22 protein-coding genes are annotated in these 23,031 nt (G+C 46.6%); 1 reads left to right on the forward strand and 21 read right to left on the reverse strand.

The window, feature by feature from the left end:
• Window positions 1-88: 88 nt before the first annotated feature.
• Both C1N53_RS12205 and C1N53_RS12210 read right to left on the reverse strand, forming a co-directional pair.
• Window positions 89-2,887 carry an outer membrane beta-barrel protein gene (locus C1N53_RS12205; RefSeq protein WP_137759577.1) on the reverse strand — a complete coding sequence of 933 codons (2,799 nt, stop codon included), beginning with the start codon at window positions 2,885-2,887 and terminating at the stop codon, window positions 89-91.
• Window positions 2,888-2,904: 17 nt separating this feature from the next.
• Complete coding sequence (locus C1N53_RS12210) at window positions 2,905-3,645, reverse strand: GLPGLI family protein (RefSeq protein ID WP_137759578.1); 741 nt, start codon at window positions 3,643-3,645, stop codon at window positions 2,905-2,907.
• 199 nt (window positions 3,646-3,844) lie between these two features.
• On the opposite strand from C1N53_RS12210, the gene C1N53_RS12215 reads away from it, so the two are divergent.
• A complete protein-coding gene (locus tag C1N53_RS12215) occupies window positions 3,845-5,077 on the forward strand; it encodes a site-specific integrase (protein WP_168194020.1) in 1,233 nt (410 codons plus the stop codon).
• Window positions 5,078-5,093: 16 nt separating this feature from the next.
• Here C1N53_RS12215 and C1N53_RS12220 read toward each other — a convergent pair whose 3' ends face one another.
• From C1N53_RS12220 to C1N53_RS12310, 19 genes are all read right to left on the reverse strand, one after another.
• Window positions 5,094-5,405, reverse strand: a complete 312-nt coding sequence (locus C1N53_RS12220; protein ID WP_137759580.1) for a hypothetical protein — start codon at window positions 5,403-5,405, stop codon at window positions 5,094-5,096.
• 204 nt (window positions 5,406-5,609) lie between these two features.
• The gene (locus tag C1N53_RS12225; RefSeq protein WP_137759581.1) at window positions 5,610-6,362 is read right to left on the reverse strand and encodes a hypothetical protein; all 753 of its coding nucleotides are present in this window, start codon (window positions 6,360-6,362) and stop codon (window positions 5,610-5,612) included.
• A 66-nt stretch (window positions 6,363-6,428) separates the two neighbouring features.
• Window positions 6,429-9,308, reverse strand: coding sequence for a phage tail tape measure protein (locus C1N53_RS12230; protein WP_137759582.1), 2,880 nt, complete (start codon window positions 9,306-9,308; stop codon window positions 6,429-6,431).
• Between the two features lies 1 nt (window position 9,309).
• Window positions 9,310-9,753 carry a hypothetical protein gene (locus C1N53_RS12235; protein ID WP_137759583.1) on the reverse strand — a complete coding sequence of 148 codons (444 nt, stop codon included), beginning with the start codon at window positions 9,751-9,753 and terminating at the stop codon, window positions 9,310-9,312.
• Window positions 9,754-9,755: 2 nt separating this feature from the next.
• Window positions 9,756-11,120 (reverse strand): hypothetical protein, encoded by a 1,365-nt coding sequence (locus tag C1N53_RS12240; RefSeq protein WP_137759584.1) that lies wholly within the window; start codon window positions 11,118-11,120, stop codon window positions 9,756-9,758.
• Entirely contained in the window at window positions 11,117-13,075 is a 1,959-nt protein-coding gene (locus C1N53_RS12245; protein ID WP_137759585.1) for a SprB repeat-containing protein, read from the reverse strand. The genes C1N53_RS12240 and C1N53_RS12245 overlap by 4 nt, the downstream gene beginning before the upstream one ends.
• Window position 13,076: 1 nt before the next feature.
• Window positions 13,077-13,598, reverse strand: a complete 522-nt coding sequence (locus tag C1N53_RS12250; protein WP_137759586.1) for a hypothetical protein — start codon at window positions 13,596-13,598, stop codon at window positions 13,077-13,079.
• Between the two features lies 1 nt (window position 13,599).
• Entirely contained in the window at window positions 13,600-14,466 is an 867-nt protein-coding gene (locus C1N53_RS12255; protein ID WP_137759587.1) for a hypothetical protein, read from the reverse strand.
• Between the two features lie 117 nt (window positions 14,467-14,583).
• The gene (locus tag C1N53_RS12260) at window positions 14,584-15,042 is read right to left on the reverse strand and encodes a hypothetical protein (protein WP_137759588.1); all 459 of its coding nucleotides are present in this window, start codon (window positions 15,040-15,042) and stop codon (window positions 14,584-14,586) included.
• Entirely contained in the window at window positions 15,039-15,518 is a 480-nt protein-coding gene (locus tag C1N53_RS12265) for a phage holin family protein (RefSeq protein WP_137759589.1), read from the reverse strand. The genes C1N53_RS12260 and C1N53_RS12265 overlap by 4 nt, the downstream gene beginning before the upstream one ends.
• Before the next feature lie 4 nt (window positions 15,519-15,522).
• On the reverse strand, window positions 15,523-15,978 hold the full coding sequence (locus C1N53_RS12270; RefSeq protein WP_137759590.1) for a lysozyme: 456 nt from the start codon (window positions 15,976-15,978) through the stop codon (window positions 15,523-15,525).
• Between the two features lie 11 nt (window positions 15,979-15,989).
• Window positions 15,990-17,000 carry a DUF6712 family protein gene (locus tag C1N53_RS12275; protein ID WP_137759591.1) on the reverse strand — a complete coding sequence of 337 codons (1,011 nt, stop codon included), beginning with the start codon at window positions 16,998-17,000 and terminating at the stop codon, window positions 15,990-15,992.
• A 4-nt stretch (window positions 17,001-17,004) separates the two neighbouring features.
• Window positions 17,005-18,327, reverse strand: a complete 1,323-nt coding sequence (locus C1N53_RS12280; RefSeq protein WP_137759592.1) for a hypothetical protein — start codon at window positions 18,325-18,327, stop codon at window positions 17,005-17,007.
• Window positions 18,327-18,659, reverse strand: a complete 333-nt coding sequence (locus tag C1N53_RS12285; RefSeq protein WP_137759593.1) for a hypothetical protein — start codon at window positions 18,657-18,659, stop codon at window positions 18,327-18,329. The genes C1N53_RS12280 and C1N53_RS12285 overlap by 1 nt, the downstream gene beginning before the upstream one ends.
• A gap of 98 nt (window positions 18,660-18,757) precedes the next feature.
• On the reverse strand, window positions 18,758-18,985 hold the full coding sequence (locus C1N53_RS12290; RefSeq protein WP_137759594.1) for a hypothetical protein: 228 nt from the start codon (window positions 18,983-18,985) through the stop codon (window positions 18,758-18,760).
• A 20-nt stretch (window positions 18,986-19,005) separates the two neighbouring features.
• Window positions 19,006-19,347 (reverse strand): hypothetical protein, encoded by a 342-nt coding sequence (locus C1N53_RS12295; RefSeq protein WP_137759595.1) that lies wholly within the window; start codon window positions 19,345-19,347, stop codon window positions 19,006-19,008.
• 708 nt (window positions 19,348-20,055) lie between these two features.
• Entirely contained in the window at window positions 20,056-21,696 is a 1,641-nt protein-coding gene (locus C1N53_RS12300; RefSeq protein WP_137759596.1) for a hypothetical protein, read from the reverse strand.
• The gene (locus C1N53_RS12305; protein ID WP_137759597.1) at window positions 21,696-22,325 is read right to left on the reverse strand and encodes a hypothetical protein; all 630 of its coding nucleotides are present in this window, start codon (window positions 22,323-22,325) and stop codon (window positions 21,696-21,698) included. Before C1N53_RS12305 ends, C1N53_RS12300 begins: the two co-directional genes overlap by 1 nt.
• Window positions 22,312-22,938 (reverse strand): hypothetical protein, encoded by a 627-nt coding sequence (locus C1N53_RS12310; protein ID WP_137759598.1) that lies wholly within the window; start codon window positions 22,936-22,938, stop codon window positions 22,312-22,314. Before C1N53_RS12310 ends, C1N53_RS12305 begins: the two co-directional genes overlap by 14 nt.
• Window positions 22,939-23,031: the final 93 nt, after the last annotated feature.

The raw sequence follows: 23,031 nt of genomic DNA on the forward strand, positions 1-23,031 counted from the left end.
AGCCCTCTCAGCCTGGCAACCTTTCTGCTTCCAAAGCACCTATAGCCTTACAAAGGCTCCTGCTATTATACCTGGGCCTGAGAACTTATTACCGGATAATCTGAACAGCGCCTCCTTTTCCGGCCGTTGGGTTAAGATGCTTGTTGATAGTATAGGTAAAGCTCAGCATATAATACTGCCCAAGTGAGTTCAGGGTCTCCCGTTCCACATACATAGCATTCGCTGTTTGGGTAACGCCTACATTTCTATCAAGCATGTTTACAGCAGATAATTTGAGTTCGCCTGTATTATTTTTCAGGAACTGCTTCGAAAAAGACATATTCAGCAACGGGATAGCCTGGTTAAAATTTGTGCCGGGATTGTTGTACAACAGGTAATCGAAGGTTGCATTAAAATTAAAAGACTCCAGGAACGTATAGTTTGCTTCTCCGGCTAAGGTCTTGTTAAAGAAAAACTGATTGCTTCTGCCATCCATTACCTCTTCATACCTGGTGCGCTGCGCTGTCAGGTCGGCTCTCAGGCTTAGCTCCAGGCTTTCTTTAAAGCGGTAAGTATAGCGCATATTACCGGTTGCACTTTTCACGTTTACATCGCTTGCCACTTCATTTAGTACATTTACCATGTACTGGTCGCGCACATTGGCTCCGAAGTTGAACCGGCTATTATACTTCTTAATCGGGAAACTATAGTTTAAGAAGGCACTGATCATGGTTGTATTCCCTTCGTTTACAGGCTGTGTGGTTCTTTCGTAGGTTTCCGGGTTTAGTGTCTGGGCATTTATGATAGCGTTGGTCGTATGCATTACGTTTATGTTCCCAAAGAAGCTCTTTAAGGTGTGCGCATCAAAACTGTTAAAGCTTAACCTGACTTGGTGCATATAAGCCGGCTCCAGCTCCGGATTGCCGATATAAATGCTCAAAGGATTACTTATGTCCGGCACCGGCTGTAACTGCCTTAATGTTGGCTCCTGTACCATTGTTTCGTAGCCAAAGTTCAGCCTGCGGTTGTTGGCAAAATCGTAGTTGAACTGAGCTGTAGGCAGAACGTTCGTAAACGACCTGTCAATTACCCTGCTCTTGTCTTCACTCATCAGCATCACCTCCCCATTCAGGTTACTTTGCTGCATAGCCGAACCGACCGTCAGGTTGTACTTCTGGCGGTTCATTTTAAAATTAACTCCGGCTCTGTGGTACTGGTAATTACTGTTGTAGCTGTTACTAAGGCTATTGTTCAGGTTTCGGTCGTTTTCCACGATGTCGTACACACTCCGGTCAGATTGGTTCAGGTTTACTCTGTAGCTGTAGTTCCCTTCCAGGTATCTTCTATTGCCTAAAGGTTCTGTATGAGAAAGAGTGAGGTGGTATGTCTGGTTCAGGCTATTCTGGTCGTTCACCTGGTTTCGGATGCGGGCAGGCCTGTTTTCCAGCTGTGTTTCTTCGTTAAAGAACCCGTCGGACCGCTGCTGATAGGCTGTGGCCAGTGCATTGGCAGAAAAAAAGCGACCGGCTTTCTGAAAACGGTGCCGGTACAGCAGGTTTGTGTTTAAGTTAAAGCTGTTGCTCTCGTCGTAGGCATCCGTTTTGCTATTGCTGGCCACCGTGCCTTCCGGAGAAAAAGTCCTGTTGGTGCTTACCTGCTCCTGCCCTGTTTCATTATAACTCAGGCTGCCTGTAATCTTTACCGAATTAACAGTATCAATTTTATGATCTAAAGTAAAGCTTCCCCTGTGGTTCAGGTTGGAGCTGTGCTGCCTCGCGTTCTCCGTCGACAGGAAATTACCTGCCTGCCCGAAATTTTCGCGTTCAGCATCCCAGTTGATGTGCTGGCTTAGGTTATTGAAGAAGTAACTGCCGTTAGCTTCAGTCTTTTTATTAAACTGATGGTTTATGTTAACACCTCCTGCCTGTGTGCCCATTAGCCCGTTCATGCGGCCACCCACGTTCAATGGAATGCCAGACTCTGTTGTAGTGCTGTTCCCCCGCCTGATAATGCTTAGTCCTCCGCCACCTGCCTGAGGACCGCCGTTAAAGTTCATGTATTCATCAAAGCCAAAGCCCAGGCTGTTTATATTATTGGCCATTCCTAAAAAAGACAGTTGCTGTCCCTTCTTGAAGCGGTTAACGCTGGCTTTTACCTGATAACGCTCATCTGTACCGGCCCCGGCCATCACATTGCCAAAGGCACTGTTACGTTTTTCTTCTTTCAATTGCAGGTTAATGGTTTTTTCCCGCTGCCCGTCGTCTATACCTGAAAACGTCGCCTGATCCGATTTTTTATCAAACACCTGTACTTTATCAATAGCATCGGCTGGCAGGTTTTTGGTTGCCACTTTAGGGTCCTTTCCAAAAAACTCTTTGCCGTCTACTGTTACCCGCTGCACCTTTTGTCCCTGCACTGTAATAGCACCATCGGCATCAATCTCAACCCCGGGCATTTTCTTCAGCATCTCTTCTACTGCTGCATTGGGCCTGGTTTTAAAGGAACCCGCATTAAATTCTATAGTATCTTTTTTGATGACAACCGGACTTTTGTCTGCCTGCACCTGTACCTCCTGCAGCTCTTTAGAAAGGGCCTGAAGTTTTATACTGCCCAAATCTAGTACAACAGTGGTGGTGGGTAGCTCTAGCTTTTTAAAATATGGATTAAAGCCCAGAAAGGTAATTTTTAACAGGTAATTGCCCTGGTTGATGCTTTTTATCTCGAAAGCACCTTCTGCATTAGTTGTACTGAAACTTACCAGCGAGGAGTCTTTAGCCTGTAGTAGCAGCACCGTTGCAGCAGGCAGGGCCTCCTCTGTGTTATCGGACACGCGCCCTTTTACAACATACTTCTGCGCAAAAGCAAGCTGACTTAAAAGCAGGAACGAAAAAAGTAGAATATTTTTCATCTCGAATGCCTCCTTCTTTAATTCCTGATGATAATTCTGCCGTTGCCATCACCCATCTTTTTCATCTGCTCCTGCACAAGCTCCTGGTATTCTTTCTCGGTCACCTGCTGTCCTTTCACCGGCTCATACAACTCATTCTTTTTCAGGTTTCGCAGATCAACTTTGGTGGCTCTGGTTATTACTTGGCTATTGTTCACATCTACCTCCAGTACTGTACCTGGCAGCGAGGCATACGCCTCTGGTCCCAGGAAGGGGCGTAACTGTTCGGTATACCAGGCCACTATTTCCTGCTGGCGCTTCTCATCGGTATAAGAGGCTTTTTTGCAGGTATAGCCTTGTATGATTTTCGTTTCGTCGCTGAACCTCCAGGGCTGTATTGTTATGGAATCGCTGATGATGTAGTTCTTGCCCATAAACTTCCGAAGACTGGTCTTTCTGGAAGAGGCGGTACTCATATAGGTCTCGTTCTGGGGCGTCCGGAGCACCATGCGGGTGCCACCACCTGTTGCGTCCATAGCCATGTCGTCTTCTTCGTCTACCAAAGGCTTGTAGAGCGACTCCTTCTCGTTGAATGTGAGGATCTGACGTGAAGTCCGATATTCAGGCAACATATCTTTCATGGCCTCCTGATCTTTCGGAATATTCCGGTACAGATTAATTCTGGATTCGTAGGTAATGGCTCCCTGGTCCTGTGCCATAGCACCTGTATGCACCAGAGCCAGTATAAAAGCCGACAGAATTGAAATAAAGCTCTTCATATATACTTTTCTTTTTCAGTAAAAGTATATATGAAGAGCTATCGGAAGTAGTTAAGATGAGTTAAAGAAAAGTTAAACATATGTTAAAACTGTTATATTAGCTTTTAAATAAGGAAAAAGCCCTTTTACAGCGTGTATGATTACTTTCTGTTTTGGCTGTTTTCGCAAACTCATTTCCCGAAAATTTCCCGAAGAATTTATGAATAGATATTCTGCTAAAATTAAGATCAGAAAAGATAGCATTAGAAGAGACGGCACGGCTTTGCTTTATCTGCAGGTAATCATTAATTCAAAGCCTGATAAAATCAACCTCAACCTGTACTGGCCACCAGAAAAATTTAGCGAAAAAGAATTGTGTTTAGAGAGAAATAAAGCAGATACGGACGCTAACGATTATAATATAATTCTTAGGGATGCAGTCTCGAAGGCTAATGAAATATTTAAGCTGTATAGATTGAACAACGAAATACTAACAAACGAAATATTTAAAGATGAATATAATTCAGAGTTAAGCAAGCAGGATTTTGTTGCTTACATGGAAAAGAAAATTATATACAGGTATAAGAGAAAAGAAATTGTTAAAAAGACTAAAGACAACCATGAACAGGTGCTCCTTGCTTTAAAAAAATTTAAAGCTTGTATTCCATTCAGAGATATAAACTCAAAATTCCCTAAAGATTTTGAATCATCATTAAAAAAGAACTGCAAAAATAAGGTTAAAGGCCCCGCAAAGTCTTCAATCTATTCCAGGCATTCTGTTATAAAAGCATATTTAAATCTCGCCATAACAAAAGACAATATCAATATTGTAAACCCGTACTCAAATTACCCTTTAACCAGAGGAAACAGCAGTTTTAAATCACTGGATCAGGAAAACCTGCCGCAATTATATAAATACTACCAATCTCTGGAGCCAAGATCCTCCAGAAAAAACATCATAAGAGGTTTTTTATTTAGTTGTTGTTCAGGCCTTAGAACGGCAGATGTAAAAAGAGTGAAAAAGTCATGGATAAACTTTGGTTCAACACCCTCCTTGTATTTCATGCCGCAAAAAACGATTGAATATGATAGGCGTATTGAGATTCCTCTTACTGAAATGGCAATGAGTTTAATCGAAGATGCATTAGCTGAAGGTGGCAATGGAGAATATATTTTTAAACTTTACAGTTACGTGCTTCATAGCAGGTATTTAAAAGAAGCTGCTACTAAATTAGGGCTTAATATCAATATGCATTTTCACGTTAGTAGAGAAACATTTGGAACCCTTTACTTAGAACTAGGAGGTAGTCTTGAAGTGCTTCAAAAATTGATGGGGCATAGTATCATTACCACCACCATGCACTATGTGCACGTAAGCCAATCCCGGCAAAGGATTGAGATGAAAAACATGGAAAAGCTTTTCGATGAAAAAAAAGAAACCCCAACCGAATAGGCTGGGGTTTCTTTTTTCATGAGGCCATCTTGGCTTTTGATTCGTTCATGGTGCAGAGCAGGTCGTACAGCATGGATATCTCCCCGATCTGCTTTACCTGCAGAAGATCGGCAAGCTCCGGGTGTTCCACCTGCATAACCAGCGCCTTAAAAAGGAATCGCTTCAATACCGAAAAATCAGAATCCAGCATAAACCTTTCAATCTCCAGATACAATTCTGGAGAATCAGGAAGCCGGTTTCTCTTTTTAAACGGGCAGCTGTTGCCTTTCGTGCACAGCTGGATACCAGGCTGTTCGCCTGTACCTGGGGGTGTATGGTTTGTGATCATAAAAAAGGCCGTTTGCATCCTCCGCTTAGCGGATGCGGTAATATTTGGTTGGTTGTGTTTTTACTAGCGGGTTATTAATCTATTTAGATTAATTAGAAATAACAAAAGAAGTAAGAAATTCAGATTTAGACTAATTATGCTAAATATGTAAACAAAAAGCCCCTGCTTTTGACAGGGGCTTTGAAATATTATATTCATAAAGGCTTAGAAGGCACTCGAACTCTTCATTTTTAAAACAATGTTCTGAGGTTTAGCAAATGGCAACTCTGCTCGCTCTTTTGAAAACTCACCAGGACAATCTTTTTCTTTTATAGTCTTGCCATTAAATGTAGACGTTGTCATGTTATGAACTCTTACAACATAAAATTCATTCTGAACCACGTTTGCACTAGCTAGATCATAGCTATTAGAGTAAGTAATATAGTTCCTAAAAGTAAGAGGAGAGTCCGATTCAGTGAAAGTGCCAGAAGAAGCTATGCCGCCTCTCTTTATCTTATTGATACCACAATCTGAAAGAGGTTCTGAAATAATAGTTCTTCCTCCTACAGTAATGAAGCTTTGAGGAGGAACCTCCACTACCTTTTTCATCTTTGCCTTCCTGCTAACTTCATATTGGTCGCTCCATAAGGTACCCCAGGACCCTCTGGCAGCTCCGGATTTTACAGATGTTGTGGTCTCCTCCTCTAAATAATAATCGACGCTACTTCCATTCACAATTAAGTGGCTCCTGTCCAAATCAACATAAATAGGAGAATTGGATTTGTTCTCAATATTGAAAAGGATATTCCCTCGTCCGTCCCAAAGATTGTAGTGAACAGCCACTTCATTTGTATTGAACACATATTCTTTCCCATCGGTTTTGACATCACTTGAAGCTGTTTCCACGACCTGAAAAGAGGCACTACAGGAGCTTAGCAATGTCGCCGCCATCACCCCTAAAAAGTAAAGATTTTTCATAAAAAAGTGTTAAGATTGAATTTATACACAAATATAAAAATCTGTATATATAAATTCACGAAACAATTAAATACCTGCTCTTCTTTCCATTTCCTCTCTGAGCTGCATAGCTTGTGAAGCACCACCGGCATTATAGATTACATGCAACTCCCGCTGCCACTCATCTATCTTCTCATTGTTTATAATAAGATTGTTATTGATCGCTTGCAAAGCGTCCAGCAGCAAAAGAGAGTTATCCACCACTTCAGGAGCAGCAGGCATCTGAGCCGTAGCCCCACCCGTAGCAAAAGCCTTTACCCCTCCACGCTGCCTTTCAGCCTCCAGCCAGGAAAAGGTGGCGGCATATTTCGGACTGGTCAGCATCCAGTTAGGACCCACCCACTCAGCCCCGCGCTCTCCTATAAGCCCCAAACGGGCATTGTTTACCATACCTCCATCCGCAAAAGCACCAATGCTACCCCCGCTGTAGCCGCTGGCCATTTGCCAGGCACCGTTAACTTCTACCATAGGCACAGTACTACCTCCTTTAGCAAAAGCAGCTATTTTAGCTATAGAGGTTACAGCCCTAATTGTTGACAGGGTATTCATAACTTTTAACTGAGCTGCGCCCGCCGCACCTAGAGTGACGCTGTTCAAAGGATTGGCTGCCGCTGTAGCGGCATTAAGAGCCTGCTCCTTCTCCAGGTTAAGGAATACTTCCGCTACCGAAACGGCCTTTCTGATAGTTTTAAAAGCTTTGTATGCATCTGACTCTTCATTCATAAAGCCCATTAAGCTATCTAAGGCATCCCCTGCACCGCTTACACGCAGCATATTCATTTCGTTTTCGAACATAGCCCGTTCTTTTGCAATCGCTTTAGCCGAGTCAGCTTTATCTTTTTCGATTTTTAACAACTCGTTTTTAATCTTCAGCGCCTCCAGGGTTTCGCCTTCTCCGTGGGCTCTTAAATCGGCCAGTTTTTTTTCTAATGTTTGCTTATGAAGTTCCACCAAAGCCGTTTCTCTGGCTGTCTCTGCATCATAGGCAGCCAAAAACTGTTCCTCCAATACGGCGGCTTTATATTCTTCATCCTCTTCCAGTTGCTCAAACCACTTTTCTCTTTCCTTTTCGCGTTCGGCAACTTTGGCCTCCTCCTCAGCAATCTTTAGTTCTTCCTGCCTTAACTTCTCCTGCTCTGCATAGGAAGCCAGCAGGGCCTGCTTTTCTTCTTCCGTAATGGCAATATTCGCCATTACAGCAGCACGCTGCTTATCAAGCTCTTTTATTTCCTGCTCATGCTGAAATCTGAGACTCGCTAAGGTTTTCTCGACACCGTCTTCCATGACGGCAATTTTTAGCTTACCAGCTTCAACTTCCGCTTTCGCTTTCATTTCCTTGTATTGTTCCAATGCCTTGGCCAGGCGCGACTCTTCTTCCTTCCGGAGCCTTTCCTCTTCCTTTGCTGCTTTTTCGGCCTGTTTTGCCTTCTCGGCTCTGGTAGCCTCTGCCTCTTTCAAGGCTCTGGCTTTAGCCTCGGCTTCTGCTTTTGCCTTTTCCTGTTCCTCCATTTTCTGAAGGTCGGCTAAATCTTTTTTGGCAGCCGTAGCATAGGCATCGTAATATGCATTAGAAGCTTTGGTACCCATGTTATTCCAGGCACTAGCCATACCAGATAAGTTTCCGTCCATCATGGCAGAAAATAAATCACTGATACTGCCTCCCAAGCTTTTTAGAGAAGCCACAAAGCCATTAACCTCATAGCCCATTATTCTGAAGTCATTGATCCATTTGGTGATAATTTCAAGGCCAAATGTCTTCATCTTGGTCCAAAGCCATTCTATAGTTGCCCCTGTGCCACTGAAGGCACTCCCCAGCTCTTCCTCTGCAGCAGCAAGTTCTTTATTGGCCTCCAGCTGGTCATACTGTGCAGAGGTGAGAGTGTTGGTAAGGTCGATCATTCCATCCATACCACCGCTTACCTCATGCAGACTTTGCAGGAAGGCTAAACCGGCATCTTCACCTGGCCCTCCGAAAACGTCAGCGATAACTGTTTGTAGTTCGCTTGCAGGCACCTGAGTGTTATTCATTTCCTTACTTACCATGCGAAGGGCCTCCATTGTCGTCATGGAGCCATTGTTAATCCCTTCAAACACCTTATCCGTAAAGCCCTGTCCGAAAGCAGCATCCAGTGCCTCACCTGTGGCCTTGGTCTGCTCCCTGATCCGGAGCCCGAATTCTTTCACAGTATCCGCTGCCTTATCTGAGAAAATGCCCGCTTTTTCACCTTTTACCAGTATCGCAAAGAACTCCTCGGCAGATGCCCCGGAAGCGGCAAACTGGGTGGAATACTCCTTTACCTGTTCCAGCATCTCACCGCTGGCGTTTGCTCCGGATAAGTAACCTTTTTCAATCAGATCAAATGCCTGTTCATGCGTAATGCCAAACTCCTTCATCAGCACATTGGCAGACTTGATTACATCATTGTATTCTTCGTCAAAGGTTTCTGATATGGCTTGCACGCGCACATACATATCATCCAGCATTTGCCCCTGCGCCCCTGTTAGCTGCTGAATTTTGCCTTTTACTTCGTCTATGTGATCTACCAAGCCCAGAAATTTACGGCCCAGTTCTACTATAGACTGAAAAGCAAGTAAAGGCAGGAAGGCTGCCACGGCTGCCTGGAAACCTGCCTTCATTAAGCCTGATGCTGATGTAATACCATCCAGCCCAAGTTTAGAGGCTAGTGATGCCTTCTGTACGCCATAAAGTTCATCTTTAGTGGATTTAATCCGGTTCCGCATTTCCTGAAAATCCTTCAGCAGGTCTTTACGCTTCGGATCATCGGCACTCATCTTTTTGAGTTGGTTGTTCATTACAGCTGCAGCGCCCTCCATCTCTTTGAGAGAGGCGTTTACCTGCTTGCCATCCATGATGATCTTTATGTGGCGTTCTTCTGTCTGTGCCATGTTATTTGATTGTTATTACGTGCTTATGATCGACACTATTTGCTATTTTCCGGACAGCCTCTTTTGCCTTGGCCTCCCCTAAAAGGGTTGCTAAACGGATAGTCTGAAACCCCATACTGGCCTTGCCTTTGCTGTACCATCGTTTGGCTTTGCGGTCATGCCCCGCTCCTTTGCCTAAAACTCTGCGCATGGTGCTGTTATCTTTCTGGCCTCCGCTCCTGGTGCCACGGCCAACGCCCATATCCACCATCTGCCCATACCAGGCATAGAATACCTCAACCTGCACCCGAATGCCCTCGCCACCGGAGATATTCCCCCGAAGGCTGTTCAAAAGTGTTTTGGTTTTGCCGATACGGAGGCGATTTTGCTCTTTTTTCCAGTCGCTGATAGACCATTCCAGCCACTCCTCCGCTATCTGGATATCTGATTTGATTTCCTCTGCCATAGCTATTGCATAATTTTTAAGAATTTAACTTTGGCAGGGCGTATACCGTCTTTCAGGCTGACGGTAATATCTATCTCACTCCAGAAGGCTTTAACAGTACCCTCCTCCGACCGCACAAATATTTTCCAAAGCGGATCAAGCTCCAGCAGGTGCGACACATGCAGGTTCACGGTACGCTGTATCAGCTCCGTTTGCCCTTTCCAGGTATACCACTCCTGCAGGGCATCCTGCAAATCGTCCCACGTTTCGTTCTCCGCAGCCGGTGCATTGTCTACAAGCCCCCTGTAGGAAAGCACGCGAAAGCTGAATTTGGAAGGTTCTTCATAAGAGCCTCCTAACTGAGAAACACCCGGCACGACCGCACCCCATGGTAAGGTTTCCATGGTTGTAGAGCCCACCCCTGTTTCCACCACTTCTTTCCCGTTACCAAAAACAAGCGTGCCGTAATCTTCCGTCAACTCTTTCTGCAGATCATCTTCCGAATCCAGCTCCTCGCGCAAAGTAAATCCGTCTGTTTTATTGGGAGCCCAAGTATAGCCCCGCTGTACCCGCCACGTCCAATCCTGGTAAGACGTGGACTTCAGCGCATCCTGCAACCTCACCAGCTCCAGCTCTTTTGATTTCGTCCGGAATACCAGGCCCAGCCCGTAGCGCTTCCTGATCGCCTTCAAAAACTCGCCAGCCGTCAGGTCGGGCACATGCCGGTTTACCACCACCTCCCCGTTATCCACGGCCACGGTGTTAAAAATAACGCGGCGCCTGGTGGCCTCCTCTTCCAGCCACTGCCCCTTTACCGTCCATCCATACGCTGCCATCAGCTGATGCAACACATGCACCAGGTAAGGGAATGGCACTTTGGGAGCCTCGTTAAAACCGTTTAAGAAATTATTCATAGTGCCGCTATAAAGCACGGGAGGCTCTTTGTAAAAGCCGGTATTGCGCACGGGGAACTGCGCTACCTTATCGACAGGATACAGTGCCTTTACACTGTTGTTCATCTGCACAGATCCCAAATCAATTTCCCGAAGCCGATCTTCCGCCAGCTCATCCAAAGCCCCGGCATCGCTCTGGAAGTTTACCCGGTAGTTCTTTTCCGTCCGTTCCAGCACCTGCAGCTTTCCTACCCGCCACAGCTGGTTATTGAGCCACATCTGGCAGGGCAGTGCCTGCACAGCAGAAGTACGGAGACTCAGGTGCCCTGCAAAAGCAAGCAAAAGCAGGTTTTTGGGCGTAGCCTTCACGTTGAAGTCATAGGTTAGCATGCCCTGCTCAAAATCATTGTTAAAAAGCGGGTTTACCAGCTTTATTTCAATGGAGGTACCAGACTCTAAGTCCAGGTACTCATCGTTGATTTTAAAAGCGATCATTGCAAAGGCGGGGTATAGCTATGGAAGGCTGCCATTTCAAATTCAAAATCAAGGTAATGCCGCGGTTCATCCTCCCGCTTCCGGTTAAAGTTCTTGAGAACAACCTCCCCGGCCCGGTATCTGCCATTTTCCAGAAGCTTCACATTGCAGCTCAACACGAAATCCGTAAGCGCATCCAACTCCTGTTGCGAGGATAGGTAGCCCGAACTGAGCTTTAGGCTCGGCCGTGCCGCCTTCCGGATTACGCTTCTGTCTCCGTCTGCAGCCTTGTAACCTGACAGTAAAACCCTGTCTATACTTTCCGAAGATATCTCGAGCTCTTCATCAGCCAGCGCCGTGGCTGCCAGCGTATCCACACCGCCCAGTGAATTATTATAGATGAAGTACCGGCACACCTGATCGAAGGCCCGCGTCAGCTCATACGTGCGTGTTTCGGTAAGTATCCTGGAGTTCTGATCCTCTACCCATACCTCGTATTTCAGCACCTGTTTTTCGCCTTGCAACTGCAACTGCAGGAAGCCAACGGGCAGGCAATACAGTTCAAAGCGCCTTACCCCTGCCTGCGTGTAAGAGGTGGCGGTGGCGTAGGTGCCGTCAGCATAGTAATATCTGACACGCAACGAAAAAGAGGTAATGTCGAAGTAATTCGGCATGAAGTACAGGTATTCCGGCTGGTTCTCCCGCACTTTTTTAAGTGCCGGCTGCCAGCTAAAAAACGGCTTGCGCTGCAACAGGTAAGTAGTGAAAAAAGTATCAGAGGCGAATTCCTCAAAGCTCAAACCACCTTGCACCACATAGCGGTTTTCCTTTACAGTAACTTCCCCCGGCACTGGCACCAGTCCGTATTTTTCGGTATGCTTCAGATAAAACCGCTTGAAAGCACCTTCGGCCATGGTTGGCCCCATCTGCCCGGGCTCAGGCAGGTGGTGTTGTAGAAAGGGCTGCAGAAACTCCTTTACATCGAAGGTGGTTTTCCCTTCGCTATCGGCAGGATGCTCCAGCACGGCCACCTGCTTGAATATTCCGCTCAGGTAAACAGGCTCTACCCACACCTCGCACAAAAAAGAAAGGTTTGGCTTGGACTGCAGGTTGTCTGCCTGAAGCTCCAGGTACACCGGGTTTTGGGAAAAGCAAAAGCGTTCTTCTTCCTGGGTAAAGGTGAACGACCTGGAGCAGCCTATACTGTCTGTGACAACAACCGTATAAATGCCCCCATCTACGCCTGTCCTGTTTTGTACCGTTGCTCCGTCATTCCATAAAAAGGTATAAGGAGCCACACCGCCCGAAACTTCCAGGGTTATCTGGTTATTACCCACACTGCCGGTTACAGCTATGACAGGGTTCTGCGTAATTTCAGCCGTGGCTTCGGCCGTGGTGCCCTGGCTGTCAACGGCCGTAACACGGTAAATACCTGCAGGAAGATTAAACCTGTCTTTTGTTACGGCCCCATCGCTCCATGCGTAAGACACACTACCAACAGCGCCTGCTACAGAAACGATTATGCTGCCCGTGCTACTGCCAAAGCAGGTAGCTTTTACCACATTCGTAGTAATCTGTAGCGGATTAACCGTGTTTTCGTGCAGCTCTTCAAAAAAGTTGGCCCCATTCAGGTTGTTAAAGGAAGAGGGCTGAAAATTAAGCGCACTGTCGAAGGTATTGGCCTTGATCTGTATACCTTTAAACGTAGAGGGGTTTCCACCGATATTCAGCAGCCACTCATAGGTCTCAACGGTATATAGGTTCCTCCAGCCTAAATCCTGTAGCCTGATGATGATAGCCACAGCAACGCTTTCCGCTGTGTTCGGCTGATTAAAAGCAGAGCCGGTACCACTGGAGTAAAAGTGAACCCCGTCTGTAAAGGTTTGCCTGGTGCCGTTCAGGGTAATGGTGAAAGAAGATCCTTTGGGTTCGTTTGTAAAGGATATTCTCAGCCTGGCATATCTTTCTCCTGCCATATTATTCTAAGAACTTGGATGGGTTATAGTGCAGCTCTGCGTTTGCGGGAGCCACAATGGTGAAATTGTATCGCGTGCCGTAGAAATAGGTGCCAATAGGCCCAATGGGCTCAGAGGTAATACCATGCACCGGAAGCTGGTGCTTGTAGGTCTGTAATAACTGATACCTCCAGGCAGCCAGCAACTCCGCACCGATCTGCTCTGTATGATCGTACACGGCATCTTTGTTCTCCGACTTATCCAGTTTTTGCAACACCATAAAGGCGCAGTCCAGGTGCTTTTCTTTGTTATCGCCCCTGTTATCTGCGTACTTGCTCATGTAGTTCTGCAGCACCATAAAGGGCACCTCGTCTTTAATCTTGTTTCGCAGAGCTGAAAAGAAGTCGGTCATATCCAGCAGCAACTGTTCCGGGTTAAAGCTCAGGTACATGCGGTAAAAGCGGTTATTGCTCTCCGAGTGCTGCAGCTCCTTGTGCCGTTCGGCCAGCCGCTGCCCCTGGGTCATGTATTCGGCATGCGTCATGTTAATGCTTTTTTACAGGGTTCTTTCTCTCCCATTCTTGTTTCTGGTGCAGTAAGTCCTGCATTTCAGCCAGAATGGTATGGACAGGCACTTTGCCTACCCGCTCAATATCTCCGAACTTGCCACCGGCCATCTGCCGGAAAACAGGCTCCCACCCGCTGCTTTTCGTGGCCTGCTCCTCGTTTTCGGAGGTAAACACCAAGTCGTAGGTTTGTTCAAGCCGGTTACGGCAGCCCCGGTACCAAGCCAGCACGGCCAGCTTTACATCTTCCGGAAGCCTTTGCATTTGCGCTGCCCTTGCCTCCAGCAGGTGCTCGTTAAAAGGCTCCCGGATATCTCCGGAATAGGAACTCAGACGCTTGCGGATGAAATGGAAGCCAACCTTTGGGCGGTAAAGCACGGCCAGCAGTTTGTGCAGGCAATCGGGATCGCCTGTTTTGATAAAGCGCAGGTGGTAGGTATCAGCAAAGATGAATTCTAAAAAAGAAAGATTGCGAAAGCGCTCCTTTGGGCCGTACCACTTTCGGAAGCGGCTGCCAATGGCAGGCAACAGCTGCTTTGTGAGATTGTTGGAGGAAAACAGAAAATCGGTGCAGCTATGCAGCTGGGCAATGGCAATATCCGGAAGGGCCTTGAAGTACCACGGCTTCAACCCGAGGAGCTCTTTTAAAAGCATCCGCTTCTGCATAGCTTTAACCGCCTGGGCTTCTTTTTCAGAAGCTCCTTCCGGTACTGAAAACCCGTATAGCCAGCGCATGCACCGGAGCAACTGCCTGGGGTTTAGCTCATCCCAACTAGCAGGAACGAGCGTTCCAATGTACTTTTCTTTGCCTTTGGAGGTAGGTATGTAGATTTCCAATTTGCGCATAAACGGTAAGAATATGCGCTAAATTGGCGGCAAAAACAGCCGCAAAAAAGGACAGGGTTCCAAACAAAAAAGCCACCCAAAAGGCGGCTTCTTATGCACGATCAACTATGAAAAAACTTACCTATTCCATTTCCAGATTAAATACACCGCTGCAACACCTGCAAGCGCCACAATCAGGATAGCGAAAATACCACTCCACGATGTACTCTTTTCTGTGACACGGACGGAGCTGTCCGATTTGTCTTTAACCGTGGTGTCGCTCTTATCCTTGGTTTTACTCTTATCTACTACCTCCGATTTATCCTTTGTTTTGGATTTGTCTGTAATGGTGGTGTTGCCGCAGTTCTTACACTTCTTCATCATCACAGGAGCTACCTTCTGGCTTACCAGTCCTACACTGTCATTCAGGCGGGTGTAGTACCAGTCCCCAAGCTCTACTGTTGAGCCTATCGGGATAAGGGATTTAAGCTCTTCGGATAACATGATCTGATCCGGATGAACAGGTACAGGATAGGCAGTAGATCTACATGCCAGCAGCGTCAGGCTGCACAATAGCAAAAGCATAAAGTTTCTCATTGTATAACAGGTTGGTTTTCCTCTTCAGGTTTGGGCACTACGCCCGTTTCTTTGTAATCCAGGAGCTTTTTGCGAATCCACTTCGGCAGGTAGCTTTTACCTATTTTGTTCAGATTTTCCTCCACACTAAGCGCCTCACAGGCCAGCATGAACAGGTACATACTATTCTTCAGGTAGGGGGCTACCAGTAGCACTAGTTTGTTTGGGGAGCCATCTACTAAATGCGAGGCAATGCCGTGGATTATGATAAGGCCCACTGCATACATCTGAATCTTTTCAAACAAGCTCCTCATCTTAAAGGAATGCAGTTTGCCTAGTTTCCAATTAGCATACACACCTGTAAAAGTGTCTATGGTGATTATCACAACCAGGTAGGGTATAAAATCCCAATCAGCAAAGATGTATTTGTTTACAAACTGTAGCGCATCAGTATACTTAGCAGCTATAAGCAGCAGAATGATGTTAAAAACCTTCATGGATTTAACTGAAATAGAGGTTTGCTTCTGCTGTTCGCCTTCTGGTAAGGCCGGAGAGCACCTTGCCTCCTGCCTTATTCCATTTCAGGAATTCGTTTCGGATAGAGCCGTCAGCCGGATTAGCATTCACTTTTTTGAGCAGCGTACTGCTTTTTAAATTGGCGATGCCGCAGTTGTAGGCAAATGACACCAGGGCACTGAATTGGTTAGCTGTTAAAGGAACAGTTACAACCTTCTTTACCTGTGCCTCAAACCTTGCCACAATCAAAGCAAAGAGTTCGTTTGCGCGTTCTTGAGTGATTTTATCTCCTTTTTGAACAGGCGTATTATTCTCGTAAAAAGTATTCCCAAAACCAATTGTCCAGATTTTAGCAGGGCACTGGTAGGCATAAAGTACACACCCTTCAAAGTCGTGCATCATGTGAATGCCCGCTGGTGTGATTTTTAAGTGGTCGTTCATTGGGTGAAAGATTAAAGGGCTGCGAATGTTTTTGAGTTAGTCGGGTTGCGGTAAACAACATTTAGCTGCTCACCTGGCTTTACATAAAGGTTACTGTTGTAGTAAGAGGCGTATTTAGTGGCTGAGGCATTGGTATTGAGGTACTCTTTCAGCTTCATTAGGTATGCCTGTCCATCGTTCCAGGCTTCCTGTACCTTTGCCTGTAGGCGCTTTTCATTGTCTACAGCGGTGCTTTTGGTGCCGCTGTCGGTATCTTCAAGCAGGTTTACCAGCAATGCTTCCCCCTGAAAGGCAAAACCACCGGAAGTAAGGGCTTTGGTTACCACCAGGTGTGCCAGCGCAGGCTGCACGAACAACTCAAGGAGCCTTGTGTTATCAGGCGTAAGATCTTTGTCTTTTATCTGCTCCTGCAACTCCTCAAACAGCGCAGTACCCAATACAGGCTCCAGGCTGAAACGCTCCATTTTTTTCAGGAACGGCAAAAGGTAAAGGAAAGTAAGCCTGCTGTTTCCGATGCTGTAATGCTCGTTAAACTCTGTAGTTCTATTTATCAGGTACTGACGGTACACGGTAGAAACTTCGGATTCAGCCCATGCGCTAAAATCTTCGTTATCGATGTTCTCTTCCAGGAACTCCAGCACACGCTCCATGGCATTGAAGCCTTTGCGCTGCAGCTGGCGCTGGATCATCTTTATCTGCCACTGGAAAGCCGGTTTCTCGGTATCGGTGGAGAATACATGCGCTCCCCGATCATCAATCTGCACGTTTGCCATGGGCAGGAACTCAGCGGCGGCCAAGTTAGCTATGGCATTCTGCAGCTTTTTAAGAAGTTTGTCCTGTAGATCAGAGAGGGTTCCCTCTTCGTATTTCTGCAGCAACTCCTCGTAAAAGGCATAGCCCAACAGCTTTTTAATCTGTTCATCTTCCACCAGCAGCACATCTGCCTGTAGGGTTTGTATATCAGTGGCTACGTTTACCGAAACGTGCTCTCTGAACTCTTCTATGGTAAGTATTAGCGGCATGGTGTTAAGAAGCTTCTTGGTCAGATTGTTTGCCTTTGTCTAAAGTCATGATGAGCGGGTTCAGGAACCGGAAGCGCAGATTTTCGGGCCATCCGTTATAGTCTCTCACAAAATGGAGCGGCTCCAGTACCAGGTCCTGCACGAACTTGGAGGTGCTGATAAAGTTGTTGAAGGCCACGCGGGCATCTGAGCCACTACCGGCCCCCATTCCTTTCCCTGGCGAGGCACCGTAAAGCGAAGTAGGCAAGCCTAAAGCCGTCATGATGTGAGAAGCAGCCTCCTGACTATCCTCTACATACAGGCCCGTTTTCAGCTTATCGTCTATGGCCGTAACCTTGTAAGCATTAAATTCCTGCCCTCCGTGCATGAAAGTGAGGGAAAGGATAGATTTGCCTGCTCCATCCGGACCAGTCATGATTTTATTGAAATCCTCTACTTCCTGCTTGATGATCTGGGTGCGTTCCTCTTTCGGTTTGGCATCCCAATCACCATACTTCCAGTTCCAGTACAGGCTGTGTATCTCAATAATGTATTTGATGCTCAGCTGATTTTCGAACAGCTTCTTTTTAAACTGCGGAATGGCTTTGGCTACTTCGAGCCAGCCGGTACGGCGAATGGCATTCCAGCTGGCCAGCTGGTACACTGTTTTGCCCGGGCTTGGCACCGAAATCGGGTAAATGTACTTATAGCCATCGTTGCGGGCCTTAATGGTTTCGGCAGTATCGAAGTAAGGATCAATTACCGGAACTTTGGTAGAGTTCTCCGCTGTGCCACCATCAGCCCAATTAGCGTTGATGTACAAATGATTCAGGTTTCCGTTCGTATCGGGTTTGGAATAGCGGGAATGATAGGCTTCCTGCTCACAGATTGACCAGATTTTAGAGCGATCTTTTGTCAGGATAAACTCAGGAAAGGCATTTACAAAGTAGGCCAGATCCTGCAGGGCTTCGTAGCCGTAACGCCTGCTGCGGTTTAGGAACGCTTCTACCTCCGGAATACTGGTACGCTCAAACTTTTCGGTGCCGTCTTCATTAAAACCCGACACCAGACCATACACCAGGCCGCCACCGTACCACATATCGGTAATTTTGCGAAGACCAGAGGCCAGCACGGCATCTGATTCCACATCTTTCATTACCTCTACCGGAAACAGGTTATTCTCACCCCATAAAGCTATTTCGCCGCCACCCATCTGCTTTTCTGCGGGAGTGGTGGGCTTTGCGCCTACTTTGGGGAGCATAGCGGTACCGCCAGACAAAGCGGTTGTCTTTAGCACGGTAAACTGGGAATAGGCTACGGTTAAATCTTCGCTTACTACTGTACTCATCAGATCAGGACTTTCATGCCGTTAAATTCTGTGATGAGCCAGATATGCAGTTTCCGCTTCTGCCCGTTGGGGAGCGTGAGGTTGCGGGTTGCGTTATCGAAGTGGTTCGGATTTTTTGCCCATGAGGTGCTTTCCGGTTTCGGGTTTGCGCCTGTTGTGGCTTTGCCCTTTTTCTGTTTTATGCCGGAAAGCAAACACTGGGTGTATCGCTTGATCTCACCACCAGTTTTCCGGCGTTGATCCAGCGTTACGTAGGCAATATCGAAAGGCGTAAGGCCAGCCTGCATATGCTGCAGTACTTCCGTTAGCCGTATCACTCCTGTTGCACTCATCACTGCGAAGATGGGGCACTACAGGAGCGGAAAAAAGGACAGGGTTTTGGAGGGGAAAGACAATAAAAAAAGCCCCTGCAAACCAGGGGCTATTTTATTTACTCAAGTTCAGAAACACCTTGATAAGGAGCAATATAGGAATGTATTTTGTCTGCTAATTCACCATGTAGCCTTAATTCGAACCCTGAAACCAAAGTTAAAAATAAGCGTTGCCTCTCATTCTCTGTTTTAGGAAAGTACTCATACATCTCTACTTTATCCAGATCAACATAGAGCTGTGAAGTGAGATTTTCTTTTTCTGTTCCTACATTTACAAATCTTGCCATAGTTTTAGTGCTATTTATTATTAAAGTTCAAATTCGTAATCATCCGACTCCCAAACGGTACGACAGGCGGTAAGGAAATCGTAGAGGCTGTGCAGTGTTTCAACATGATCTTCCGGAACTATAGATATCAGATCCGGCTTTTTGGCCTGTTCCACCAACACTCTAAATAATATATCCTGCAGTGGCCCTATCTCTACCTCCTGCAGAAAGCGGGAAAGTTGCAGGTAAAAGGTCTGATCTGTCGGAAGCATCTCTCTCCCACATTTCATAGTTAATACTGGCCCATTCGGAACTACTGTTACAATGGGATTGGAAAAGGCATGCATTTCTGATGGCTTTTCTGTTTTTGTGTTGTTTCGCATAATAAATTAATTAAACGCATTTGCCCCGGTAGAGTGGGAGCTGCGAAACAACACAGTGGTTATTTAGGAGGCCTTACGGACACTCCACTCCTTCTACCGAGGCAAATGCTTATTGTTATAGAAACTGATTCCCTATAAATCCACAATGCCACCCGTAAACAAATCAGATTATGTTTAAAGTGGCATCTGTCCCACTGTATTGTTTCGCACTATAAAAGTACGGAGGCAAGTGTGAAATTTTGTATACAATTTTTGAACCAATTTTGCACAGATATGTGCAATCACAATACATATTTTTAATGAAGGAACCTTCTTTTTAATAGCTGTTGTTGGCTTCCAAAATTTGTACAACATGTATTCACCAAAAAGAAGAACCCCAGAGTGGGTAGTTAACATCTTAGGAATAGTAGTCGTGATTAGCATTATCTATCATTTAGGAAAATTTTTTATAGAATTCTTTTATTTTGATGCTTTTATAGTCAAAAAGATATTGTCTCAAAAATTTCTAGCCAACCATCTACCTAACAAGGCTTTAACCTCATTCCCTGCTCTTTTTATTCTCATTTTGCAGATTCTCACCCCGACGTGCACTAACATAGTTTCGCAATTTCCGGAGGCTGCCACGGTGATATATGAATGGCCGCTGCCATGAAACAAAAAAGCCGCAACCTTACGGGGCTGCGGCTTCTCCTCTGCTTTGGCTAAAAGTTAGGAAGAGATAAGCACCATGTCTGAGAAGTCTGGTGTGCTGTTGGTAATCGGGTTCCTGATCGTAGCAAAGTGCAGGTCAACCGTGTCGGTGAAGTGTGTGGCCTCTTCAGCTGGTGTGCTCTCTCGCCTCTCACTTGATTTGTCTTTCTCAAATTCTCCTTTGCGGTTCTGCCTCAGCGGGGCCAGGCTCATAGCTGTAAGCACATCCTTACAGTTGTGGCGGTTAAAGCTTACCTTCTTTAAGCTACTGTCTGGTGATAGCAGGGCGTGAGCCAACTGATACCGAACCTGCGGAGAAGCTACACGCCCCAGGTCCACTACCAACACGCGCCACCCGGCAGCCCTTAAGTGCCTTACAAACTCCTCGTTAAAGGTAACGTCAGAGTTGGGCAATCTCCGGTTACCCCATTCATTGTCCTGAATAAAGTAGACCGTCTTATTGAGATGGTAGGCATAATAGGTGGTAAACAGTTCTGCCAGATCCTTTATAAGCTTAGGCCGCTTTACGTACATGCCCTTCAGGAAACGGTACTCCTTCGGTAAGTCCTGCGCTATGGTAAGCGTACTGATCCTGGTACCCCAATCGACCGCGATCCGCAAAGGCAGAGCACTCTCACAATCCCCATCCATGCGGCTGTCTACCACCGATAGCTTCTTCAGATTGAACTCCAGCCCGTTCAGGTAATCGTTGTTATAGGCATCGTAGGTGTGTCGTTTTGTATCCAGCATCGGATAAAAGCCAGCCTCCACACTGCCGGGCCTTTTATTAAGTACCTCGGTTAAAAAGGTAAATTCCGTCAGTACATCGCGCTGCTCCTGCAGATAGGCTAGTGGTATGTTCTCCAGGTTATCAAAGATATTGGCCTCGCTGTAGTACAGTCCCTTCTTATCGGGGTAAAACCTGATCTGCTTCTTTATTTCCAGTATATCGCGCCACAGCCTAAGCCGGTACTCCTTATCGCGAGAATCTACAAACTTTAACTGCAGATCAAGCATTTCATTGGTGAGCGTAATAAAATCGTACTTCTCCAGCAGGTATTTACCCTGATCGAGAATCCAGCGGCCTTGGTCGCCATGAGGCATGGAAGTAAAATGGAAGTGGCCCCTGTGTATCTTCAGGTGCCCGAATCTGTCTTTATTGGCCCTTAGTGTAGGCGAAACTTCATCATCGTACTTTTCCTTATCCAGCAGCAGCGTTTCATCTGTAATAGCCCCATCTAAGTTCAAGCCACGGGCACTACCGCCGCCGCCATCCTGGCTGATCAGCACAAAGCCTGTCCCGTTAAAAAAATGGATAAAATGCTTGAAGGCTAAAGGAGACTGATAAGGCAAACTCCAGCGCCAGTTCTCCGGGGCTGATTTCCCGACAAAGAAATGCACACCCCGGTAATAACCTAAGCGCTCTAAAGCGGCAATAGTAGATGGCAGGGTTCTGGTAAGCAGCTGCTGATAGGTACGCCCCACAATGGCCCAGCAGCTCCGTGGCATTGTCTTTACAATGCCATCGATCAGGTTACCTATATCAGAAGACTTGCCGGTACCACGGCCCCAAACACTGGTGGAAGAGCTCTTCCGGGCCAGTAAGGAAAGGAGCTGTGGTTTGTTCAGCTTTAGCTGTTTTGTGTCGCGTACCACCATTACTCCCGCTCCTCATCCAGTTCGTTCAGGTAACCAAGCATTTTTTGCTCATCCAGTTGTTCTTCCTGCACCAGTTCAACTACTTCCTGAAAGTCGATGTCTTTAATACCTTTCAGGGTATTCAGATCCACCTGCTTAGAACCGATCTGAATGATGAACTGAGGCGGCTGCACCTGCTCCGGATCTACCACGCTCAGATCATCCTTATGCAAGCCTTCAATCATGATCATGTTTCGGATTTGGGCGGCATAGCCTCTGGCATCTTCAAACTTGTCGGCAAGTTGAAGCCCTTTTTTAGCCAGTTGAAGCAACGCATATCGTTTGGCCTGCCTGGTTGTTTTATTGATTTCTCCAAATAGTTCCTGGGCTGCAGCCAGATCACGGTAGGCAGTAGCACGGCTGATTGGCCTGCCTAATTCCTCCTGCTTTTCTATGTGAATCTTGATAATATCAGAATCAAGATAATGCGCTTCGGAAAGGGCCTGAATAGCCACATAGCGTGCCCTTACCTCCTTTTCATGCAGGGTTAGCTCATCTTCGGCTTTTTCTGATAAGAAAGAGGCTAATATTCTATCAAAGGTGTTATCCTCGGCTGTGCGCCTGGCTCTGCGGTGCTTACTGGTTGCCATCTTTCAATCTCCTTTCAATTTCTTCTATGCGCTGGCAAACCAGCTGGTAATCCTCCTGCCGGTCTGGCTTATTTCGCAGCCTGCTGCGCTGGCTTTTCAGGTTAGCCAGCAGCTTAAGCATCTCAGCGCCGCTATCAGGAATGGTATACTTCGGCTCAGGGGCAGGCAAGGCTCCGTGCTGCTCTATGTACTGGAGCTGCTGCCATAGTTCTGTTAGCCGGTCTGATATCTCCAGCACCCTTAATGCGTGCTTGTATCGATCTTCTGCCGCTAAATGCTCCATTCCCATGATAGCATGCTGCTCTTCCCGCTCCCGGTACAGCTTGTACATCTGTTCTTTTACCCTGTGGATTAGCACATGCTTTTCTGTAGTGCTGATCGGCTTTACTTTGGCAGGTTTCTCCTTTTGCAAAGGTTTTGGTACTGCGGCTGGCTTAGGAAGAGGGGCAGCAGGAAGCAAGGCTTTTAACTCGGCAAGCAGCCGCTCCCGGTTATAAACTGATTCACCCAGGGCAAAAACCTTTTTCAAGGCCGTGCTGCTGCCGTGCTGCTCGTAAAGCTGCCTGCCGGTGGCGTAGTCGCGGTTGCTGTGAAGCCATTCCTGTATGCTCATGCAGCGAATTTCAAACAGTTACAGGCAGCAAAAAAGGACGCGGTACAAATAAGAAAACCCCTGCATCAACAGGGGTTTTCAGTACAAAAAAAA

Source organism: Pontibacter sp. SGAir0037 (assembly GCF_005491705.1).
Classification (GTDB): domain Bacteria; phylum Bacteroidota; class Bacteroidia; order Cytophagales; family Hymenobacteraceae; genus Pontibacter.

Bases quoted from the DNA above. Each gene is read 5' to 3' on its own strand.
- C1N53_RS12260 (WP_137759588.1), bottom strand. From the start codon at position 15,042: ATGAGAAACTTTATGCTTTTGCTATTGTGCAGCCTGACGCTGCTGGCA.
- C1N53_RS12245 (WP_137759585.1), bottom strand. From the start codon at position 13,075: ATGGCAGGAGAAAGATATGCCAGGCTGAGAATATCCTTTACAAACGAA.
- C1N53_RS12290 (WP_137759594.1), bottom strand. From the start codon at position 18,985: ATGGCAAGATTTGTAAATGTAGGAACAGAAAAAGAAAATCTCACTTCA.
- C1N53_RS12205 (WP_137759577.1), bottom strand. From the start codon at position 2,887: ATGAAAAATATTCTACTTTTTTCGTTCCTGCTTTTAAGTCAGCTTGCT.
- C1N53_RS12215 (WP_168194020.1), top strand. From the start codon at position 3,845: ATGAATAGATATTCTGCTAAAATTAAGATCAGAAAAGATAGCATTAGA.
- C1N53_RS12250 (WP_137759586.1), bottom strand. From the start codon at position 13,598: ATGACGCATGCCGAATACATGACCCAGGGGCAGCGGCTGGCCGAACGG.
- C1N53_RS12270 (WP_137759590.1), bottom strand. From the start codon at position 15,978: ATGAACGACCACTTAAAAATCACACCAGCGGGCATTCACATGATGCAC.
- C1N53_RS12210 (WP_137759578.1), bottom strand. From the start codon at position 3,645: ATGAAGAGCTTTATTTCAATTCTGTCGGCTTTTATACTGGCTCTGGTG.
- C1N53_RS12265 (WP_137759589.1), bottom strand. From the start codon at position 15,518: ATGAAGGTTTTTAACATCATTCTGCTGCTTATAGCTGCTAAGTATACT.
- C1N53_RS12310 (WP_137759598.1), bottom strand. From the start codon at position 22,938: ATGAGCATACAGGAATGGCTTCACAGCAACCGCGACTACGCCACCGGC.
- C1N53_RS12255 (WP_137759587.1), bottom strand. From the start codon at position 14,466: ATGCGCAAATTGGAAATCTACATACCTACCTCCAAAGGCAAAGAAAAG.
- C1N53_RS12300 (WP_137759596.1), bottom strand. From the start codon at position 21,696: ATGGTGGTACGCGACACAAAACAGCTAAAGCTGAACAAACCACAGCTC.
- C1N53_RS12230 (WP_137759582.1), bottom strand. From the start codon at position 9,308: ATGGCACAGACAGAAGAACGCCACATAAAGATCATCATGGATGGCAAG.
- C1N53_RS12285 (WP_137759593.1), bottom strand. From the start codon at position 18,659: ATGAGTGCAACAGGAGTGATACGGCTAACGGAAGTACTGCAGCATATG.
- C1N53_RS12295 (WP_137759595.1), bottom strand. From the start codon at position 19,347: ATGCGAAACAACACAAAAACAGAAAAGCCATCAGAAATGCATGCCTTT.
- C1N53_RS12305 (WP_137759597.1), bottom strand. From the start codon at position 22,325: ATGGCAACCAGTAAGCACCGCAGAGCCAGGCGCACAGCCGAGGATAAC.
- C1N53_RS12225 (WP_137759581.1), bottom strand. From the start codon at position 6,362: ATGAAAAATCTTTACTTTTTAGGGGTGATGGCGGCGACATTGCTAAGC.
- C1N53_RS12220 (WP_137759580.1), bottom strand. From the start codon at position 5,405: ATGATCACAAACCATACACCCCCAGGTACAGGCGAACAGCCTGGTATC.
- C1N53_RS12280 (WP_137759592.1), bottom strand. From the start codon at position 18,327: ATGAGTACAGTAGTAAGCGAAGATTTAACCGTAGCCTATTCCCAGTTT.
- C1N53_RS12235 (WP_137759583.1), bottom strand. From the start codon at position 9,753: ATGGCAGAGGAAATCAAATCAGATATCCAGATAGCGGAGGAGTGGCTG.
- C1N53_RS12240 (WP_137759584.1), bottom strand. From the start codon at position 11,120: ATGATCGCTTTTAAAATCAACGATGAGTACCTGGACTTAGAGTCTGGT.
- C1N53_RS12275 (WP_137759591.1), bottom strand. From the start codon at position 17,000: ATGCCGCTAATACTTACCATAGAAGAGTTCAGAGAGCACGTTTCGGTA.